Raw genomic sequence first — 14,112 nt, forward strand, 5'->3', positions numbered from 1 at the left:
AGTCATCTCGCGGTGAACCCCACTTCGCTTCATCGCCTTTGGACGAACATGACCTTCAGAGCCGTCGGGCACAACGACGGGCGGATCTCTGGCTGATAGCGGGCACGGCACTGATGGGCACCCTCGTGCTCGGCGTCGTCGGGCTCCCCCTCTTCTTGCGCGGCTTGTACCTGTTGCGCAATGCCCAACGCGAAGGGCTGTCGGTGCGTCCGCTGATGGTCACGCTCATCGGCTACGTCATCATCCTGGACGCGGCGCTGAACAGCATCGGCTGGGCGCTCGACTTGTTCGCCAATCACGCCCTGATCACCCGCACCGTGTTCACCGCGTGGGGGAATCTGATGGATGGGGGATATTTCTGGCACTACAACGAACTTTGGATCGGAGGTGCGGGTGCGCCTGGGGAGAAGGCGTGGGTCCTCGTGTGCGTGCTCATCGCCTTTCCCATGCGGATGGCCGCGGCGATCGGCTTCCTGCAGATGAAGCGGTGGGGCCACCAGTGGATGATTGTGACGTGCTGGTTCGGCGTGGTGGTGTGGACCGGCTACATCTTCAACATGACGTTGTATGCCGATGTCCGCTACGCGGCGGTGGGCCTGCCGGTGCTGGCCTGGTGGGCCTACAACGTCTTTTACATCACGCCGTTCCTTGCGATCCCCTACCTGCACACCGTGAATCGGGAAATCTTCTCGGACTGAGTGATCCGGAAAGGGCCAATGGTGTCTGAATCAACCGTGCAAGCGAGCGCATCGGCCGAATCGCTGCCTCCCGGCACGACCTCGACCTGGGCGCGGATGCATAAGTGGCTCAAGCGAGGCCTGTTCGTCTGCCTGTTCGGGTTGGTGATCGAGGGGTCGCTCACCGTTCCGGTGATCGCGGTCTGGTATGGCTGGCCCACGCTTTCGCTCACGCAAATCTGCAGCGAATTGCTGAAGGTGCGCTACTCCGACGACACACTCGAGTGCACGCAGCCCTACCCCATCGGCGGGCCGCCGTTCGGCGGCGCCCCCGAAGCGGCTGGGCAGCACACCGCGAAGGACGACTGGGGAGTACAACCCCACCCGCGGTACAACCGAATCGGCTTCCGCGAACTGGTGACGATCCACGATGAGCGGATCGCACGGCAAGCGAAGGCGCCTTCGGCGCCAAAACCGTAGGTCAGTGCGAACATGACAGCCCCGCACGTCATCGGGCGCAGCGATGCCGTCTCGTGGGCGATCGCAGCGAGTCTCAAATCAGTGGTCCACGACATCGACGAATCGACTCAGCCGGAGTCGGACAACGTCGTCATCGTTGCCGGAGTCGATCCATTGCTCGAACCAACTCACGTCGGCACTTTGAGTGCGACCGATTGGCGCCGATTCGCCGAACGTCCGATGCGTCAAGTGCTGAATGCGTTACAACGGTCGTATTCCTCGATGCACCAGAACGGCGGACGGATCGTCCTGGTGATGCCGTCCATCGGAATGACCGGGGCACCATACCTCGTCCCGTACACCACCGCGCTCGAGGGCATCCGCGCGATGGCCAAGTCCGCCGCCCGCCAATGGGCTTCTCAACACGTGATCGTCAATATGGTTGCCGCCCCGCTACATCTTTTCGAGCCCCGACTGAGCGCATCGGCCGGCCACGTGACCGCGGCCGCGCTCCAGGACGATGACGCGCTCATCGAATCGATAGTCGAGACGGCACGATTCCTGCTCAAGCACGAGGTCGCGGGCCTCGTGGGCGAAACCGTCATCGTCGACGGCGGAGCCGTGATGCTCCCATGACCCTCAACGGTTACACCGTGCTGGTCACCGGAGCCGGTGGCGGTGTGGGGCGCGGCATCGCCCGCGCGCTGGCGATCGACGGCGCGCACGTCTTCGTCGCCACCCGATCGGAGAACGGAAGGTCCGTCGCCACCGAGATCGTCGAGGGCGGTCATCGAGCGGGCTGGGTCCGCTGTGATGTCACCGTCAGAGAGTCCGTTGTCGGCGCCGTCGAGGCCGCGGTGAATGACACCGGGCGTCTCGATGCGCTCATCCACAACGCCACATGCAACGCATCCAGCCAGCCGCACCACCTTGAGGACGTCGATGAGGCGTTGTGGCAGGACCACATCGGCGTCTCGGTGACCGGCGCCTATCACTGCGCAAGCGCGGCCTTCGAGGCACTGCGCGAACGCGGAGGGACCTTCTTGGTGATGACCTCGCCCGCAGGTATCGAGGGCAGCGCCACGCTGCCGCTATACGCCTCCATGAAGGGCGCACTGCGGGGCTTTGCGAAAAGCCTGGCGCGCGAATGGGGATCTCATGGCATCACCGTCAACGTCATTTCACCGCTTGCATATTCACCCGCTATGACCGCAGCCATCGAAGCAGACCCCGCAATGGAGGAGCGGCTTGCGCGACGCATCCCACTCGGCCGCATCGGCGATCCGCAGATCGACATCGGTTCGGCCGTCACTTTTCTCGTGGGTCCGCGCGCCCGATACCTCACCGGACAGACCATCGGGGTCGACGGCGGGCACTTCACCAACCTCTAGGACGTCGTTGAAATCGGTCTCGTTCTGGGTAAAGCCGCGCACCTCATCGGCGCTCCATCATGTCACCGACCTTGCGACCGGCGGCCGTTCTACGATAGCTTTCAATGCGAGAACGCCTACTCTCGCTGATTGGTAGTGGCGTTACCAATCGACGCCCCGCCTATCGCTTGATGGAACATCGATGAAGCGCAAGGCGATTTTGGCCGGTTTGACAGCGTCTCGAAAGGAACCACGATGCCCCACCCCAAGGCGTTCGAAGTGTGGGATGCGGACAATCACATGTACGAGACGATCGACGCCTACACGCGGTATTTGCCGGAGAAGTACTCCGAGGCGCTGAAATTCGTCGACGTCAATGGCCGCACGAAACTCCAGATCCTCGGCGTGATCACCGAGACCATTCCGAACCCGACCTACGAAGTGATTCCCACCCCAGGTGCATGGGCCGACTACTACCGCGGGATCAACCCGGAGGGTAAGAGCCTGCGCGAACTTGCCGAGCCGATCCGCTGCCCGGACGAGTTCCGACGCCCGGACCTGCGTTTGGCTTTGATGGACCGCCAAGGCGTCGACGGCGCGCTGATGTTTCCGACGACGGCGGGCATGCTCGAGGAGCGGACGAAATCCGACACGGAGCTCACCCATGCGGTCACCCACGCATTCAACCGCTGGCTGCTCGACGACTGGACGTTCAACTTCAAGGACCGCATCTACCCGGTCCCCGCGATCTCGCTCAACGATCCCGCGAAGGGCGTCGCGGAACTCGAGTGGTGCCTGGAAAACGGCGCCAAGACGGTGCTGATCCGGCCGGCGCCGGTTCCCCGGGAGGACGGCACGTCGCGGTCAGCCGCCCTGCCGGAATTCGACGAATTCTGGCGGCTGGTTGAGTCCTCGGGCATCTCCGTGCAGATGCACAACTCCGACTCCGGGTACGACCGCTACCTGTCCGACTGGGAGAGCGGCGAGGAATTCCAGGGCTTTCAGCTGACCAAGTTCCGCGGCTTCATCTATGAAGAGAGCCGCCACATCTTCGACACGCTAGCGGCGTTCATCGCCCACGGGGTGTTCGAGCGGTTCCCCGGACTGCGCATCGGTGTGGTCGAGAACGGCGGGTCATGGGCCCAGCGCCTGATGGATGTGTTCGATCGGGTGTACCGCAAGAAGCCGCGCGAGTTCAGCGAGCACCCCTGTGACGTCTTCCGCAGGCACGTGTGGGTAAACCCCTTTCACGAGGAAGACATGTCGCACCTGATCGACATTCTCGGTGCAGATCGGGTGATGTTCGGATCAGACTATCCGCATCCGGAGGGACTCGCCGAGCCCGCCGACTTCGTCAAGGAACTCGAGACCCTTCCCGCGCCCACCACGGCGCGAGTGATGGGAGCCAACCTCAAGGAACTCATCGGCCTCTAGCCGCGTTCCTTCGAGCGCTTCGGCTTCCGGGGCGACATCCGCGCGGATACCGCCCATTAGGTGGGCCAATCACTTACCGACTACCGTACCGACCCCGTAACTCCGTCTTGAGCAACTTGCCGGTAACGTTGCGAGGAAGCGCGTCAACGATTTCCAGTTGTTCCGGCGTCTTGTGCTTGCTCAATCCTTGAGCTTGACAATGTTCGAAGATCGATGACAGCGTCACCTCCGCGCCGGGGTGCGCGACGACAACCGCGCAGACGCGTTCTCCGGTTCGCTCGTCGGGCACGCCGATCACCGCGACGTCCGCCACCGACGGGTGGCTGGCCAGCACGCCCTCGATCTCCAGTGCCGAAATGTTCTCGGCGTTGCGGATGATCGCGTCCTTGATCCGCCCGGTGACGACGACATTGCCGTCGTCATCGATGCGACCGAGATCGCCTGTGCGGAACCAGCCGTCGTCGTCGAACGCCTGGGCATCCATGGAGGAGTCGACGTAGCCCAGGAAACACGGTGGCCCCTTGAGCCGCAGTTCCCCTTCGACGCCGCGCGTGACTTGTCGCTCTGACGCGTCGACAACGCGTACCACAACGCCGGGAACCGGTTTGCCGACGGTGTGATCCAGCAGCTCCGCAGGCCCGTTGGGCGCCTGCGAAGTGGCGACCGGGAACTCGGTCAGGCCCCAAGAATTAGCCACGCCGTCGACTGAAAACAGCTGCCGCACTTCGCGACCAAGCTTGGGGGTGATGGGCGCACCGCCGCCGACACATCCTCGCAGATCGGGATAGAGCGGCTCGGCACCGTGTGCGCGCTGTGCCGCCATGAACGCAACGAAGAACGGGGTCGCGCTGCCCAGCAGAGTCGGGCGATGCGCCGCGATGGCGAACGGGGTCTCAACGGGATCGAATGCGTCGAACAGCACGAGTCGCATGCCGGTGCGCAGAGCCGCGGCGAGCATGGCGGCGCCGCCGATGTGCGAAACCGGAAACGCGATGGGGTTGACGTCCCTGCTGGACGCCCCGACGATGCCGACCACCCCGGCCGAACCCGCGATGACCGAGCGGTCGCAGTGTCGTGCGCCTTTCGGTGCGGCCGTCGTGCCCGACGAATAGTAGATCCACCGCGGATTCTCGGTGCCGGTCGGCGGCGGAGGCAGCACCCGCGGATCGCCCGCCGGCAGCCGAAGCCCGCCGGTGATGGGCGCGTCGTGGTCGAAGACTATGACCGACATTCGCCTCTCACGGGCGAGGCGGTGCGCGAGCGACGTGTGGTCGAAGTTACGCCACAATCCCGGCACGATCAGCACCTCTGTACCGAGTTGCGTTATCACGAACTGTAATTCGCTCTCGCGCCAGATCGGCAGCACCGGGTTCTGAACCGCACCTAGCCGCGCCAGTGCCGCCATGACGACCATCGTCTCCAGCGTGCTCGGCAGCTGCCATGACACCACGGTGCCGGCACCGATACCGCGCTCCGCCAAGGCCGCCGCGCACGTCACGGCGGCCTCCCGCAGCTGTGCGCAGGACAGCTTTCGCCCGTGATCGTCGGCGAGGACCACCCGTCCGGGATGCGCCTGAGCTGCGGCCTCGATCAGCGACCAGTAGGTCTGCGCGACGGGATGGACGGTCACCGGCTCGGCAAGTGCAGTCTGCGCTTGGCGAGGATGTTGCGCATCATCTCCGAGCTGCCACCCGATATCGTGTACGCGCGCGACCACAGCCAGCATTCGCGCAAGCGTTCTTTCGCCTCCCGCACATCGTCGTCTGCGGCCGCGACGACCGTCGCAGACGCCGCCAGCCGAGCGCCGTACGCCGCGACCCGGTGATAGGTCTCGGCAAAGCTCAACTTCGCTATCGAGCCGTCTCCAGGCTGTTCGTCACCCGATGTCAGCCGGTCCACGTGGTCGTCGATGAACGCCTTGGCCACTTCGACCTCGACGGCCAACTCGGCGACCTGCTGGCGGATGTCACCCGAGTCCAGCGCTGGCGCGCCGTCGATGAGCGAGTAATTGGCCGCGGTGACCAGATCGTCGATCAACAGTTCGAGCAGGATGACGTTCCCGCCGATGCCGAACCGTTCAAAGTCCAGGCCCGCCATGATGATCGACCAGCCCTGGCCTGCTTCGCCGATCAGGCTGTCCGCCCCAAGCGTGACTCCAGTCAGGAAGACCTCGTTGACCTCGATCGCGTCGCCGATCGTCCGGATCGGGCGAATCTCGATACCCTCTGCGGACAGCGGCACGGCGAAAACCGACAGGCCGTGATGCCGCGACGAGGCCGGGTCGGTGCGGATCAGGGCGAGACCCATGTCGGCCCAGTGCCCGTCGGTAATCCACGTCTTCTGCCCGTCGATGAGCCAATCGCCATCGGCTTGCTGCACGCCGCGGCTGCGCACTGCGGCGATATCGCTGCCCGCATCGGGTTCACTGAGCAGTTGGCACCAGACGTGCTCGCTGCGCCGAATGGGCGGCAACAGCCGTTGCTTCTGCTCGTCGGATCCAAAGTGCAGGAGGACGTGCGCGGCGAGGTTCACTTGGTCCACCGGGCGTGGCGCCCTGGCGCGGAGGACCTCCTCGCTCACGATGCGGTCGTGCAGCGGGTGGTGGTCGTCGCGACCGCCGTATTCGACCGGCCAGTCCGCGCCCGCTAGCCCCGCCTCGAAGAGGCTGGCGAACCAGGTGCGCAGCAGGGCTTCTTGTTCGGGAGTCTCTGGCGCCCGGTGGCCTTCCCGCGCTTCGATCGGCGGTGCATGTTGGGCGATGTGCGCCCTGACCCGGTCCCTGAAGTCGGCCAGCTGCGCATCGCTGGGCCGGCTCCCGAATACGCTCACCAACCCGACACCTCCGCCAGCAGCGCGCGGCTCGATCGCGCCGTGCCGATCAGATGACCGTTGTCGAACACGCGACGCAGCTCGTAATGCAGTGGGTACTCCCAGGTGAATCCGATACCGCCCGAGAGTTGCATGCACTCGTCGACGGCGGCGGTTGCGTGGCCGGCGACGAACGCATGCGCCGCCGCCGTCAGCACTGACGCCCGTTCGTCGGCCGCAGCGACTGCCCGCGCGGCCCGCATGACGATGGCGCGCGCCTTGACCTCGAAGACCAGTAGCTCCACGAGCCGGTGCTGAACCGCTTGAAAACTCGCGATCGGTGCTCCGAACGCGACGCGCTCCTTGAGGTATGCCGTCAGCCGCTCAAGGGTCATCGACACCGCGCCCACGGAGTCGGCGGCAACCAACAGACGAGCGACGGCGACCAGTTCGTCGGCCCGGTCGGGGGATCCGATCACAGCACTGCGCACGTCGGTGAGGTCGACACGCCACACCGTTCTGGTGACGTCGAGCAGATCCACGTCCCGTTCGAACCGGGCCCGATCCAGGTCACGCAGTAGGTGAATTCCGTTGCTTCCCACCAAGAATACGGCGTCCGCCTCATCACCGCGGATCACCCGCGCGGGCTCGTCGAGGGTCGCGAAGCCGCCCGTCGCCGTGCCGGTGAGCAGCCCGGGCAACCACTGTTCCCTGACGTCCTCGGGCGCGGTGGCAAGCGCCGCGGCGCCCATCGTGGTTCCGAACCACGCCGACCCGTCCTGCGCTCGCCCGAGCTCCTCGGCCACCACGCAGGCCTCGACCGGACGCCAGCCGGCGCCGCCCATCGCCTCATCGACGAGCAGACCGGTCCAATCCATCGCCGCGAGGTCCTTGACCGTTCCCCTCTCGCCGCGCTCGGCCAGGAAGTCCCGCGCCGACGCTCTCAACAGCTCGAGGTCGACGTCCTCGTCCGCCATCGCGCTATTAACTGGGGGTGAGCAGTTGGTGGGCGTTGTCGCGCATGATCCGCCGCTTGGCGGCGTCGTCGAGGGGATCGAGCAGTCTGGCGAATTCGGCCGGCTCGGCGAGGCCTTCGGCGTGCGGGTAATCGGACCCCATGACCAGGCAGTCGTCGTATCCGAGCCCCGCGACGACCGCCGGGATGTCGTCCTCGGGATACGGCACTACGCGGACATGACGGCGGAAGATCGCTGACGGCCGCTCCGTCAACTTTCCGCCGATCCATGGACCGTTACGGCCCATGCCGCGGCTCTTGTCCATGTGCCTGACGAAGAACGGCACCCATTCCGCGCCGTGTTCGGCGACGAGGACGTTCAGACGGGGGAAACGACCGAAGAGGTTGTCGAAGATGAGCGCGGACAACGTCTCCTCGATGGGCCGTTGCCCGTAGATGTTCATCCACTGCCACGCCGACATGTGCCACGAGGCCGGATCGGGGTTTTGTCCCCATGCGGGTGAGATCGCGTCGAAATACCAGAACGGCATGATGTGGAAGACCAGGACGCAGCCGGCCTCCTCCAACCGCGCGTAGACGGGGTCGAAGTAAGGGTCGCCCGGGGACCGGCCGTAGGCCGGCCCGGTCGGCAGCAACACGAACTTTGCGCCCTGCGCGATGATCGCCTCCGTCTCTGCGATCGCAGAATCCAAGTCGCGCAACGACATCAGCGCCGTGGCGTAGATCCTATCTTCGTAGTTGAAACCCCACTCCTCATCAAACCATCGGTTGAACGAGCGCAGATTGGCATAGAGCGCGGGTGTGTCATTGACATAGTGCTCGGCCGCCAGCGCCATACCGCTTGGGTAGATGACCATACGCTCGATGTTCTGGTCCGCCATGACGGCCAGGCGTGCCGCACGCTCGATGAATTCCGGTTGCATGGGCTGCGGCTCGTAAGACTCCTCGGGGTTGCCCGATCCCATTTGCTTGAGCATCTCCTTGAGCGAGCCGGGCCGGTAAGCGACGTCAAGTCCCAGACCGCCCTCGCTGTTGAAGGTGGCCACGCGGTGCCCCGCCAGGATTACCTCGACGCCGTCGGCTCCCCGCACGGTGGTGATCGCCCGATCCCGGAATTCCTCCGGCAGATAGCGGGTGAACGCGTCGCGCGTCTCGTAGCAGTGGGTGTCACAGTCAAAGATGCCGTAATCCAGTTTCGTCGTCGTCACCGCTTCGCTCCTTAGCGAGAATACAAATTCTCTAATCTCAAGAAACATACTATCCTGATTCGGCAATGGCCATCCCGGCTGGCCGGCCGGAGCGCTTGCGCACAGGCCCACCAACTCGAGTGCGACCGCGCAGAGGAGACATGGCACCTTCACAATCGCTGGCGGACAACACGATCGAACCGGCGCCCACGCGCATACGGGTTCGTTCTGATTCCGTGACGCGGCTGCATCGGGAGGCTGCGCATGCCCACGAGTGAACTCGATCAGCTCCGCAACGTCGTTCGGGACTACCTGACGGCCACATCGCCCAGCGAGACCGTGCGCAAGTTGATGGCGACGGAAACCGGCTACGACGAGGCATCGTGGCGCCAGATGGCCGGCGAGTTGGGGTTGCACGGCATCGGGGTTCCCGAGCAATGGGGTGGGGCGGGTGCGGGCATGGCCGAACTGGCGGTCGTCTTCCAGGAAATGGGGCGCGCGTTGCTGTGCTCCCCCTTCTTCGCCACCCTAGCCATGGCCACCCAGGCCATTCTCTCCAGCGGCGATGATGCCGCGGCCGAAGAGTTCATCCCCGGCTTCGTTGACGGCTCTGCCACCGCGACGCTGATCCTCAACGGCCGCCTTGGCGCCTGGGACCCCGCCGCCGTGACATTGCGGGCCGAGGGGGCCGGACCGGACTACCGGATCCACGGTGAGGCACCGCTCGTGATCGATGGCCACACCGCGGACATCATCCTTGCCGCGGCCAACACCGACACCGGCGTCTCTCTGGTCGCCATTCGGACCGGGCGAGAGGGGGTCCATCGCACGCCGCTGGCCGGCCTCGACCGCACCCGTAAGCTCGCCAGGCTCGAATTCGCCGGTGCGCAAGCGACGTTGATCGGCACCGACGGCGGCGCTGCGGATTTCCTGGCACGCACATCGGACTTGGCGATCGTTGCGCTGACGGCCGAACAGGTTGGCGCAGCGCAACGCTGCCTGGATATGGGCGTCGACTATGCCAAGCACCGAATTCAATTCGGTCGGCCGATCGGCAGTTTCCAGGCGATCAAGCACCGCTGCGCGGACATGCTGGTCGAGGTGGAGGGTGCACGGTCGGCCGTTGAGCATGCGGCCGATGTGGCTCACACCGACGACCTGCCGACCGCAGCATCGGTTGCCAAACTCGTCTGTTCAGAGGCCTTCCTGCACGTCGCGCTCGACAACATGCGCATCCACGGCGGTATCGGTTTCACCTGGGAACACGACGCCCACCTCTTCGTCAGGCGCGCCAAGGCCACCCAGTTGATCTTCGGCGACCCCGATTATCACGCCCAACGCCTGGCCACGCTCGTCCCCGCACCGAAAGGACCGTTGTGACCGTTTCATTCTCCCTCGAATTGCCCACCCAACGCGTCGAGGCGGTCGACCAGTTCGTGACCGCTGATGCGATCGCCGACATCGCGCGCGCAGCCGAGGCATGCGGGTTCGGCGCGGTCCACGTCACCGACCACCCCGCGCCGGACGCAAAGTGGCTTGACCACGGCGGGCACCACGCCCTTGATCCGTTCGTGGCGTTGGCGTTCGCCGCCGCCGCCACGAGTCGTGTCAAACTTCTGACCAACGTCTACATCGCCGCCTACCGCAACCCGTTCCTCGGCGCCAAATCGATCCAAAGCCTCGCTGTGCTCTCCGGGGGGCGGCTGATCCTAGGCACCGCCGCGGGCTACCTGAAGCCCGAATTCAAGGCCCTGGGAGTCGATTTCGACAAACGGGGCGCACTCCTCGACGAGGCGCTCGATGTGCTGGACAAGGTGCTCACCGGCGAGGACCTCGCCTACGACGGGACGTCGTTCGGTGCCCGCGGTGTACGGCTGCGCCCGCTGCCCGCGACTCCACCCCCGGTGTGGGTCGGCGGCAACAGCAAGGCGGCGGTTCGCCGGGCGGTGTCACGCGCACAGGGCTGGGCCCCGTTCAACACATTTGGCTATGCGGCGGCGTCGCGCACCGCGGAGATCTCCACAATCGACGACTTGGAACTCGCCATCGACTGGGCCAAGCAATACGCGGGCGAGATCGGCCGCACCACACCGCTGGACATCTGCTTCTCGGCGGGCAACCTGCTGGACGACGGCAAGTCGGCCGACGAGCGCCACGCGACCATCGCACGGCTCGAGGCGGCCGGGGTCACCTGGCTGACCATCGCACCGGCCGGCGCCGACCGGTCCGAACTCATCGACCGCTCCCGCGCCTTCGCCGACGAGTTCATCGCGGGGTGACGCGTTGTCAGGCCATCAGACTGCCGGTGGCGAAGGCGTCCACCATGATCCGGCGATGGGCAAACAACCACCGACCGTTGACGGGTGTCAGTACGTCGCGGTAGCGCCCCCAGTGGTCGAGCCCGATGTCGGTGTGGACGGCAAAGTAACTGCTGACTTCCACCCTGTCGCGCGCCACCGACCCGAACCGGATGCTGGAGAGGTGGTGGCGGACATGAGTCGGCGCCAGCCGCCCGGGTTCTCCCGACTGGGTCACAGCGGCGCCGAGACCCGCCTCGATCTCCGAGGGTCCCCTCAGCGGCTTAGCGCCTCCGGTGAACTCCAGCACGCCATTGTCGCCGAAGCACGCCGCCAGGGCGCGAAGATCGAATCGATCTGTGGCCGCGGTGTAGTCAGCCAACGTCTGCCGCACCGACTCCCGAACCTCGAGCTCCCACGCCTCCATCGGTCCTCCTGTCGAAAATTCCCGTCCGCGACACGATAACGTCTATTCTCATGCCGCAACCAAGCCTGAAAGACCTGATCGATCCTGCCACCACAGTGCTGGTCACCCAGGAATGCCAGGGCGGGGTGATAGGGCCGCAGGCCGGCCTGCCGCTGCTCGCCGAAGAAGCCCAACGCGAGGCCGTGCCCAACATCGTCAACTTGGTCGAGGCCGCCAGGACGGCCGGCGTCGCAGTCGTGCACTGTCTCACCCAGCGGCGCGCGGACGGTCGCGGCTCCAACACGAACGCCCGGTTGTTCGCGGCCGGCAAGTCCTTCCCCGTCGACCTCACGCCCGGCAGTGCCGGGGCATCGGTGCTGCCCGAGTTGGGTCCCGCCGATACCGACCTCGTGCTCACTCGCATCCATGGCCTCGGCCCGATGGGCGGGACCGATCTCGACTCTGTGCTGCGCAACCTGGGCGTCAAGACGATTGTGGGGGTGGGCGTTTCGGTCAACGTGGCCATCACGAATTTTGTCATGGACGCGGTCAACCGCGGTTACCAATTCGTGTTGCCGCGCGATGCGGTCAGTGGATTCCCGCGAGAGTACGCAGATGCGGTCATCGACAACACGCTGTCCCTGCTGGCCACGGTAACCACGTCCGGTGCGGTTATCGACGTGTGGAATGCGTTGACCTGACCGATAACACCACCCCTGCCTGGATGTTAAGCGGCGGGGATGATAACGTCATTCTCGTCTAGCGTAAATGATCATATTCGCTGCTCAGGAGGAAAGTCCCGTGTCTCCCCGTTCCTTGCCCTATCCGGTTTTCGACATCGACAACCACATGTATGAGACGACGGACGCGCTCACCAAGTACCTCCCGAAGGAACACCGCGGAAAGGTCGGTTACGTCGAGGTCAATGGCCGGCCCAAGCTCGTCGTCAAGGACCGCATCAGCCACATGATCCCCAACCCGACGTTCGCGCGGGTGGCCAGGCCGGGCAGCGCCGAGGACTACTTCCTGGGAAAGAACCCCGAGGGTCTGAACTTCCGCGAATTCATCGGTGAGGCAATGGATGTCATCCCCGCCTACCAGTCGCCCGCCCCACGACTGGAGCTGATGGACGAGCTGGGCCTCGACCAGTGCGTGATGTACCCGACCCTCGCCAGCCTCATCGAGGAACGCACCACCGACGACGTCGTGCTGACCCACGCCATCATCCACGCGCTCAACGAGTGGATGCACGAACACTGGACGTTCAATTACCACGACCGAATCTTCGCCACTCCCGTCATCTGCCTGCCAATGGTGGACGAGGCGATCAGAGAGCTGCACTGGGGACTCGAGCGGGGTATGAAGACATTCCTGGTCCGGCCCGCACCGGTGCCCAGCCGCTTCGGAGGCTCGCGGTCCATGGGCCTGCCCGAGTTCGATCCATTTTGGGAAGAGGTCGTCAACGCCGGCATCCCGGTGACCATGCACGCCTCCGACAGTGGCTACCAGAAGCACCTGATGGAGTGGGAGGGCGGCGACGAGTACCTGTCCTTCAAGCCGAGCGCGCTGCGCGAGGTCGTGATGGGCCATCGGGCCATCGAGGACACCCTGGCGGCGATGATCTGCCATGGCGCCCTGTCACGTTTCCCGGATTTGAAGATCTTCTGCGTCGAGAACGGCAGCGGCTGGGTGCGCAACCTGCTCGAGCAGCTCAACACCGCCTACAAGATCATGCCCAAGGAGTTCGACGAGCATCCCGTCGAGGTGTTCAAGCGCAACATCTACATCCACCCATTCCTCGAAGACGACATCAAGGGCATCGTCGACATCATGGGCGAGGACCACGTGATGTTCGGCTCCGACTTCCCCCACCCCGAGGGCATCGGCGACCCGCTGAGCTTCGTCGACCGGCTTGACGGCGTGTCGGAGTCGGCCAAGGCGAAGATCATGGGCGGCAACGCCATTGAGCATTTGAAGCTCAAGGTCGCGGCATGACCCAGGCGCCCACGTATCCGAAGGTGTACGACGGGATCGCCGACTTCGAGGCGCACGTGGGCGAACACCTCGGCTACAGCGACTGGCGCCAGGTCACGCAGAAAGAGATCGACCTGTTCGCCGAGGCGACGGGCGACCATCAGTGGATCCATGTCGACCCGCAGAGGGCGGCCACCGGGCCATACGGCAAGACCATCGCACACGGCTACCTGACGTTGTCGCTGGTGCCCATCCTGGTGCAACAGATCTACAAGGTGACGGGGCTGGCGATGCAGGTGAACTACGGCTCGGACAAGCTACGGTTCCCCGCACCGGTACCGGTCGACTCACGGATCCGGGCCGGCGCGGAGCTGCTGAAGGTCGAACGCACCGACAAGGGCGGACGAGCCACGGTGCGTGTCACGGTCGAAGTCGAAGGAAACGACCGGCCGGCATGTGTCGTAGACACCATCGCGGCGATGGTCGACGCCTGACCCTACGACGCAAGCGATCGAGGGTCGGGC

15 protein-coding genes are annotated in these 14,112 nt (G+C 65.0%); 10 read left to right on the top strand and 5 right to left on the bottom strand.

The genetic code is table 11. The features are described 5' to 3' along the window. Positions 1-38: 38 nt before the first annotated feature. The 5 genes from A5697_RS21035 to A5697_RS21055 all read left to right on the top strand — a co-directional run bounded on the left by A5697_RS21035 (position 39) and on the right by A5697_RS21055 (position 3,940). Positions 39-698: a hypothetical protein gene (locus tag A5697_RS21035; RefSeq protein WP_068011914.1), complete on the top strand. Its 660-nt coding sequence runs from the start codon at positions 39-41 to the stop codon at positions 696-698. Positions 699-716: 18 nt separating this feature from the next. Further along, positions 717-1,157 (top strand): hypothetical protein, encoded by a 441-nt coding sequence (locus tag A5697_RS21040; protein WP_068011915.1) that lies wholly within the window; start codon positions 717-719, stop codon positions 1,155-1,157. Between the two features lie 12 nt (positions 1,158-1,169). Next, a complete protein-coding gene (locus A5697_RS21045; protein WP_068011916.1) occupies positions 1,170-1,772 on the top strand; it encodes an SDR family oxidoreductase in 603 nt (200 codons plus the stop codon). After that, on the top strand, positions 1,769-2,527 hold the full coding sequence (locus A5697_RS21050; protein WP_068011917.1) for an SDR family NAD(P)-dependent oxidoreductase: 759 nt from the start codon (positions 1,769-1,771) through the stop codon (positions 2,525-2,527). The genes A5697_RS21045 and A5697_RS21050 overlap by 4 nt, the downstream gene beginning before the upstream one ends. Positions 2,528-2,761: 234 nt before the next feature. Further along, on the top strand, positions 2,762-3,940 hold the full coding sequence (locus A5697_RS21055) for an amidohydrolase family protein (RefSeq protein ID WP_068011918.1): 1,179 nt from the start codon (positions 2,762-2,764) through the stop codon (positions 3,938-3,940). A gap of 73 nt (positions 3,941-4,013) precedes the next feature. On the opposite strand, the gene A5697_RS21060 is transcribed toward A5697_RS21055, so the two are convergent. Genes A5697_RS21060 through A5697_RS21075 form a run of 4 tightly spaced genes read right to left on the bottom strand, consistent with a single transcriptional unit; the run spans position 4,014 to position 8,932 of the window. Then, positions 4,014-5,570 carry a class I adenylate-forming enzyme family protein gene (locus A5697_RS21060; protein WP_068011919.1) on the bottom strand — a complete coding sequence of 519 codons (1,557 nt, stop codon included), beginning with the start codon at positions 5,568-5,570 and terminating at the stop codon, positions 4,014-4,016. Continuing rightward, entirely contained in the window at positions 5,567-6,769 is a 1,203-nt protein-coding gene (locus A5697_RS21065; RefSeq protein ID WP_068011920.1) for an acyl-CoA dehydrogenase family protein, read from the bottom strand. The genes A5697_RS21060 and A5697_RS21065 overlap by 4 nt, the downstream gene beginning before the upstream one ends. Beyond that, positions 6,766-7,725, bottom strand: a complete 960-nt coding sequence (locus tag A5697_RS21070) for an acyl-CoA dehydrogenase family protein (protein ID WP_068011921.1) — start codon at positions 7,723-7,725, stop codon at positions 6,766-6,768. The genes A5697_RS21065 and A5697_RS21070 overlap by 4 nt, the downstream gene beginning before the upstream one ends. A 7-nt stretch (positions 7,726-7,732) precedes the next feature. Continuing rightward, positions 7,733-8,932: an amidohydrolase family protein gene (locus tag A5697_RS21075; protein WP_369806139.1), complete on the bottom strand. Its 1,200-nt coding sequence runs from the start codon at positions 8,930-8,932 to the stop codon at positions 7,733-7,735. 243 nt (positions 8,933-9,175) lie between these two features. Here A5697_RS21075 and A5697_RS21080 point away from each other — a divergent pair, with 243 nt between their 5' ends. Continuing rightward, the gene (locus tag A5697_RS21080) at positions 9,176-10,291 is read left to right on the top strand and encodes an acyl-CoA dehydrogenase family protein (protein WP_068011923.1); all 1,116 of its coding nucleotides are present in this window, start codon (positions 9,176-9,178) and stop codon (positions 10,289-10,291) included. Then, complete coding sequence (locus A5697_RS21085; RefSeq protein ID WP_068011924.1) at positions 10,288-11,190, top strand: TIGR03619 family F420-dependent LLM class oxidoreductase; 903 nt, start codon at positions 10,288-10,290, stop codon at positions 11,188-11,190. The genes A5697_RS21080 and A5697_RS21085 overlap by 4 nt, the downstream gene beginning before the upstream one ends. A 7-nt stretch (positions 11,191-11,197) precedes the next feature. Here the strand turns inward: A5697_RS21085 and A5697_RS21090 are convergent, their stop codons facing one another. Beyond that, complete coding sequence (locus A5697_RS21090; RefSeq protein ID WP_068011925.1) at positions 11,198-11,635, bottom strand: nuclear transport factor 2 family protein; 438 nt, start codon at positions 11,633-11,635, stop codon at positions 11,198-11,200. Between the two features lie 50 nt (positions 11,636-11,685). Here A5697_RS21090 and A5697_RS21095 point away from each other — a divergent pair, with 50 nt between their 5' ends. The 3 genes from A5697_RS21095 (at position 11,686) to A5697_RS21105 (ending at position 14,082) form a co-directional block, all read left to right on the top strand. Continuing rightward, positions 11,686-12,315, top strand: coding sequence for a cysteine hydrolase (locus A5697_RS21095; protein ID WP_068011926.1), 630 nt, complete (start codon positions 11,686-11,688; stop codon positions 12,313-12,315). Between the two features lie 100 nt (positions 12,316-12,415). Then, positions 12,416-13,609, top strand: coding sequence for an amidohydrolase family protein (locus A5697_RS21100; protein WP_068011927.1), 1,194 nt, complete (start codon positions 12,416-12,418; stop codon positions 13,607-13,609). After that, complete coding sequence (locus tag A5697_RS21105) at positions 13,606-14,082, top strand: MaoC family dehydratase (protein ID WP_068011928.1); 477 nt, start codon at positions 13,606-13,608, stop codon at positions 14,080-14,082. Before A5697_RS21100 ends, A5697_RS21105 begins: the two co-directional genes overlap by 4 nt. The last annotated feature ends 30 nt before the right edge of the window (positions 14,083-14,112 follow it).

Origin of the sequence: Mycobacterium sp. E3251, assembly GCF_001666835.1 — a bacterium.
Lineage (GTDB): Bacteria > Actinomycetota > Actinomycetes > Mycobacteriales > Mycobacteriaceae > Mycobacterium.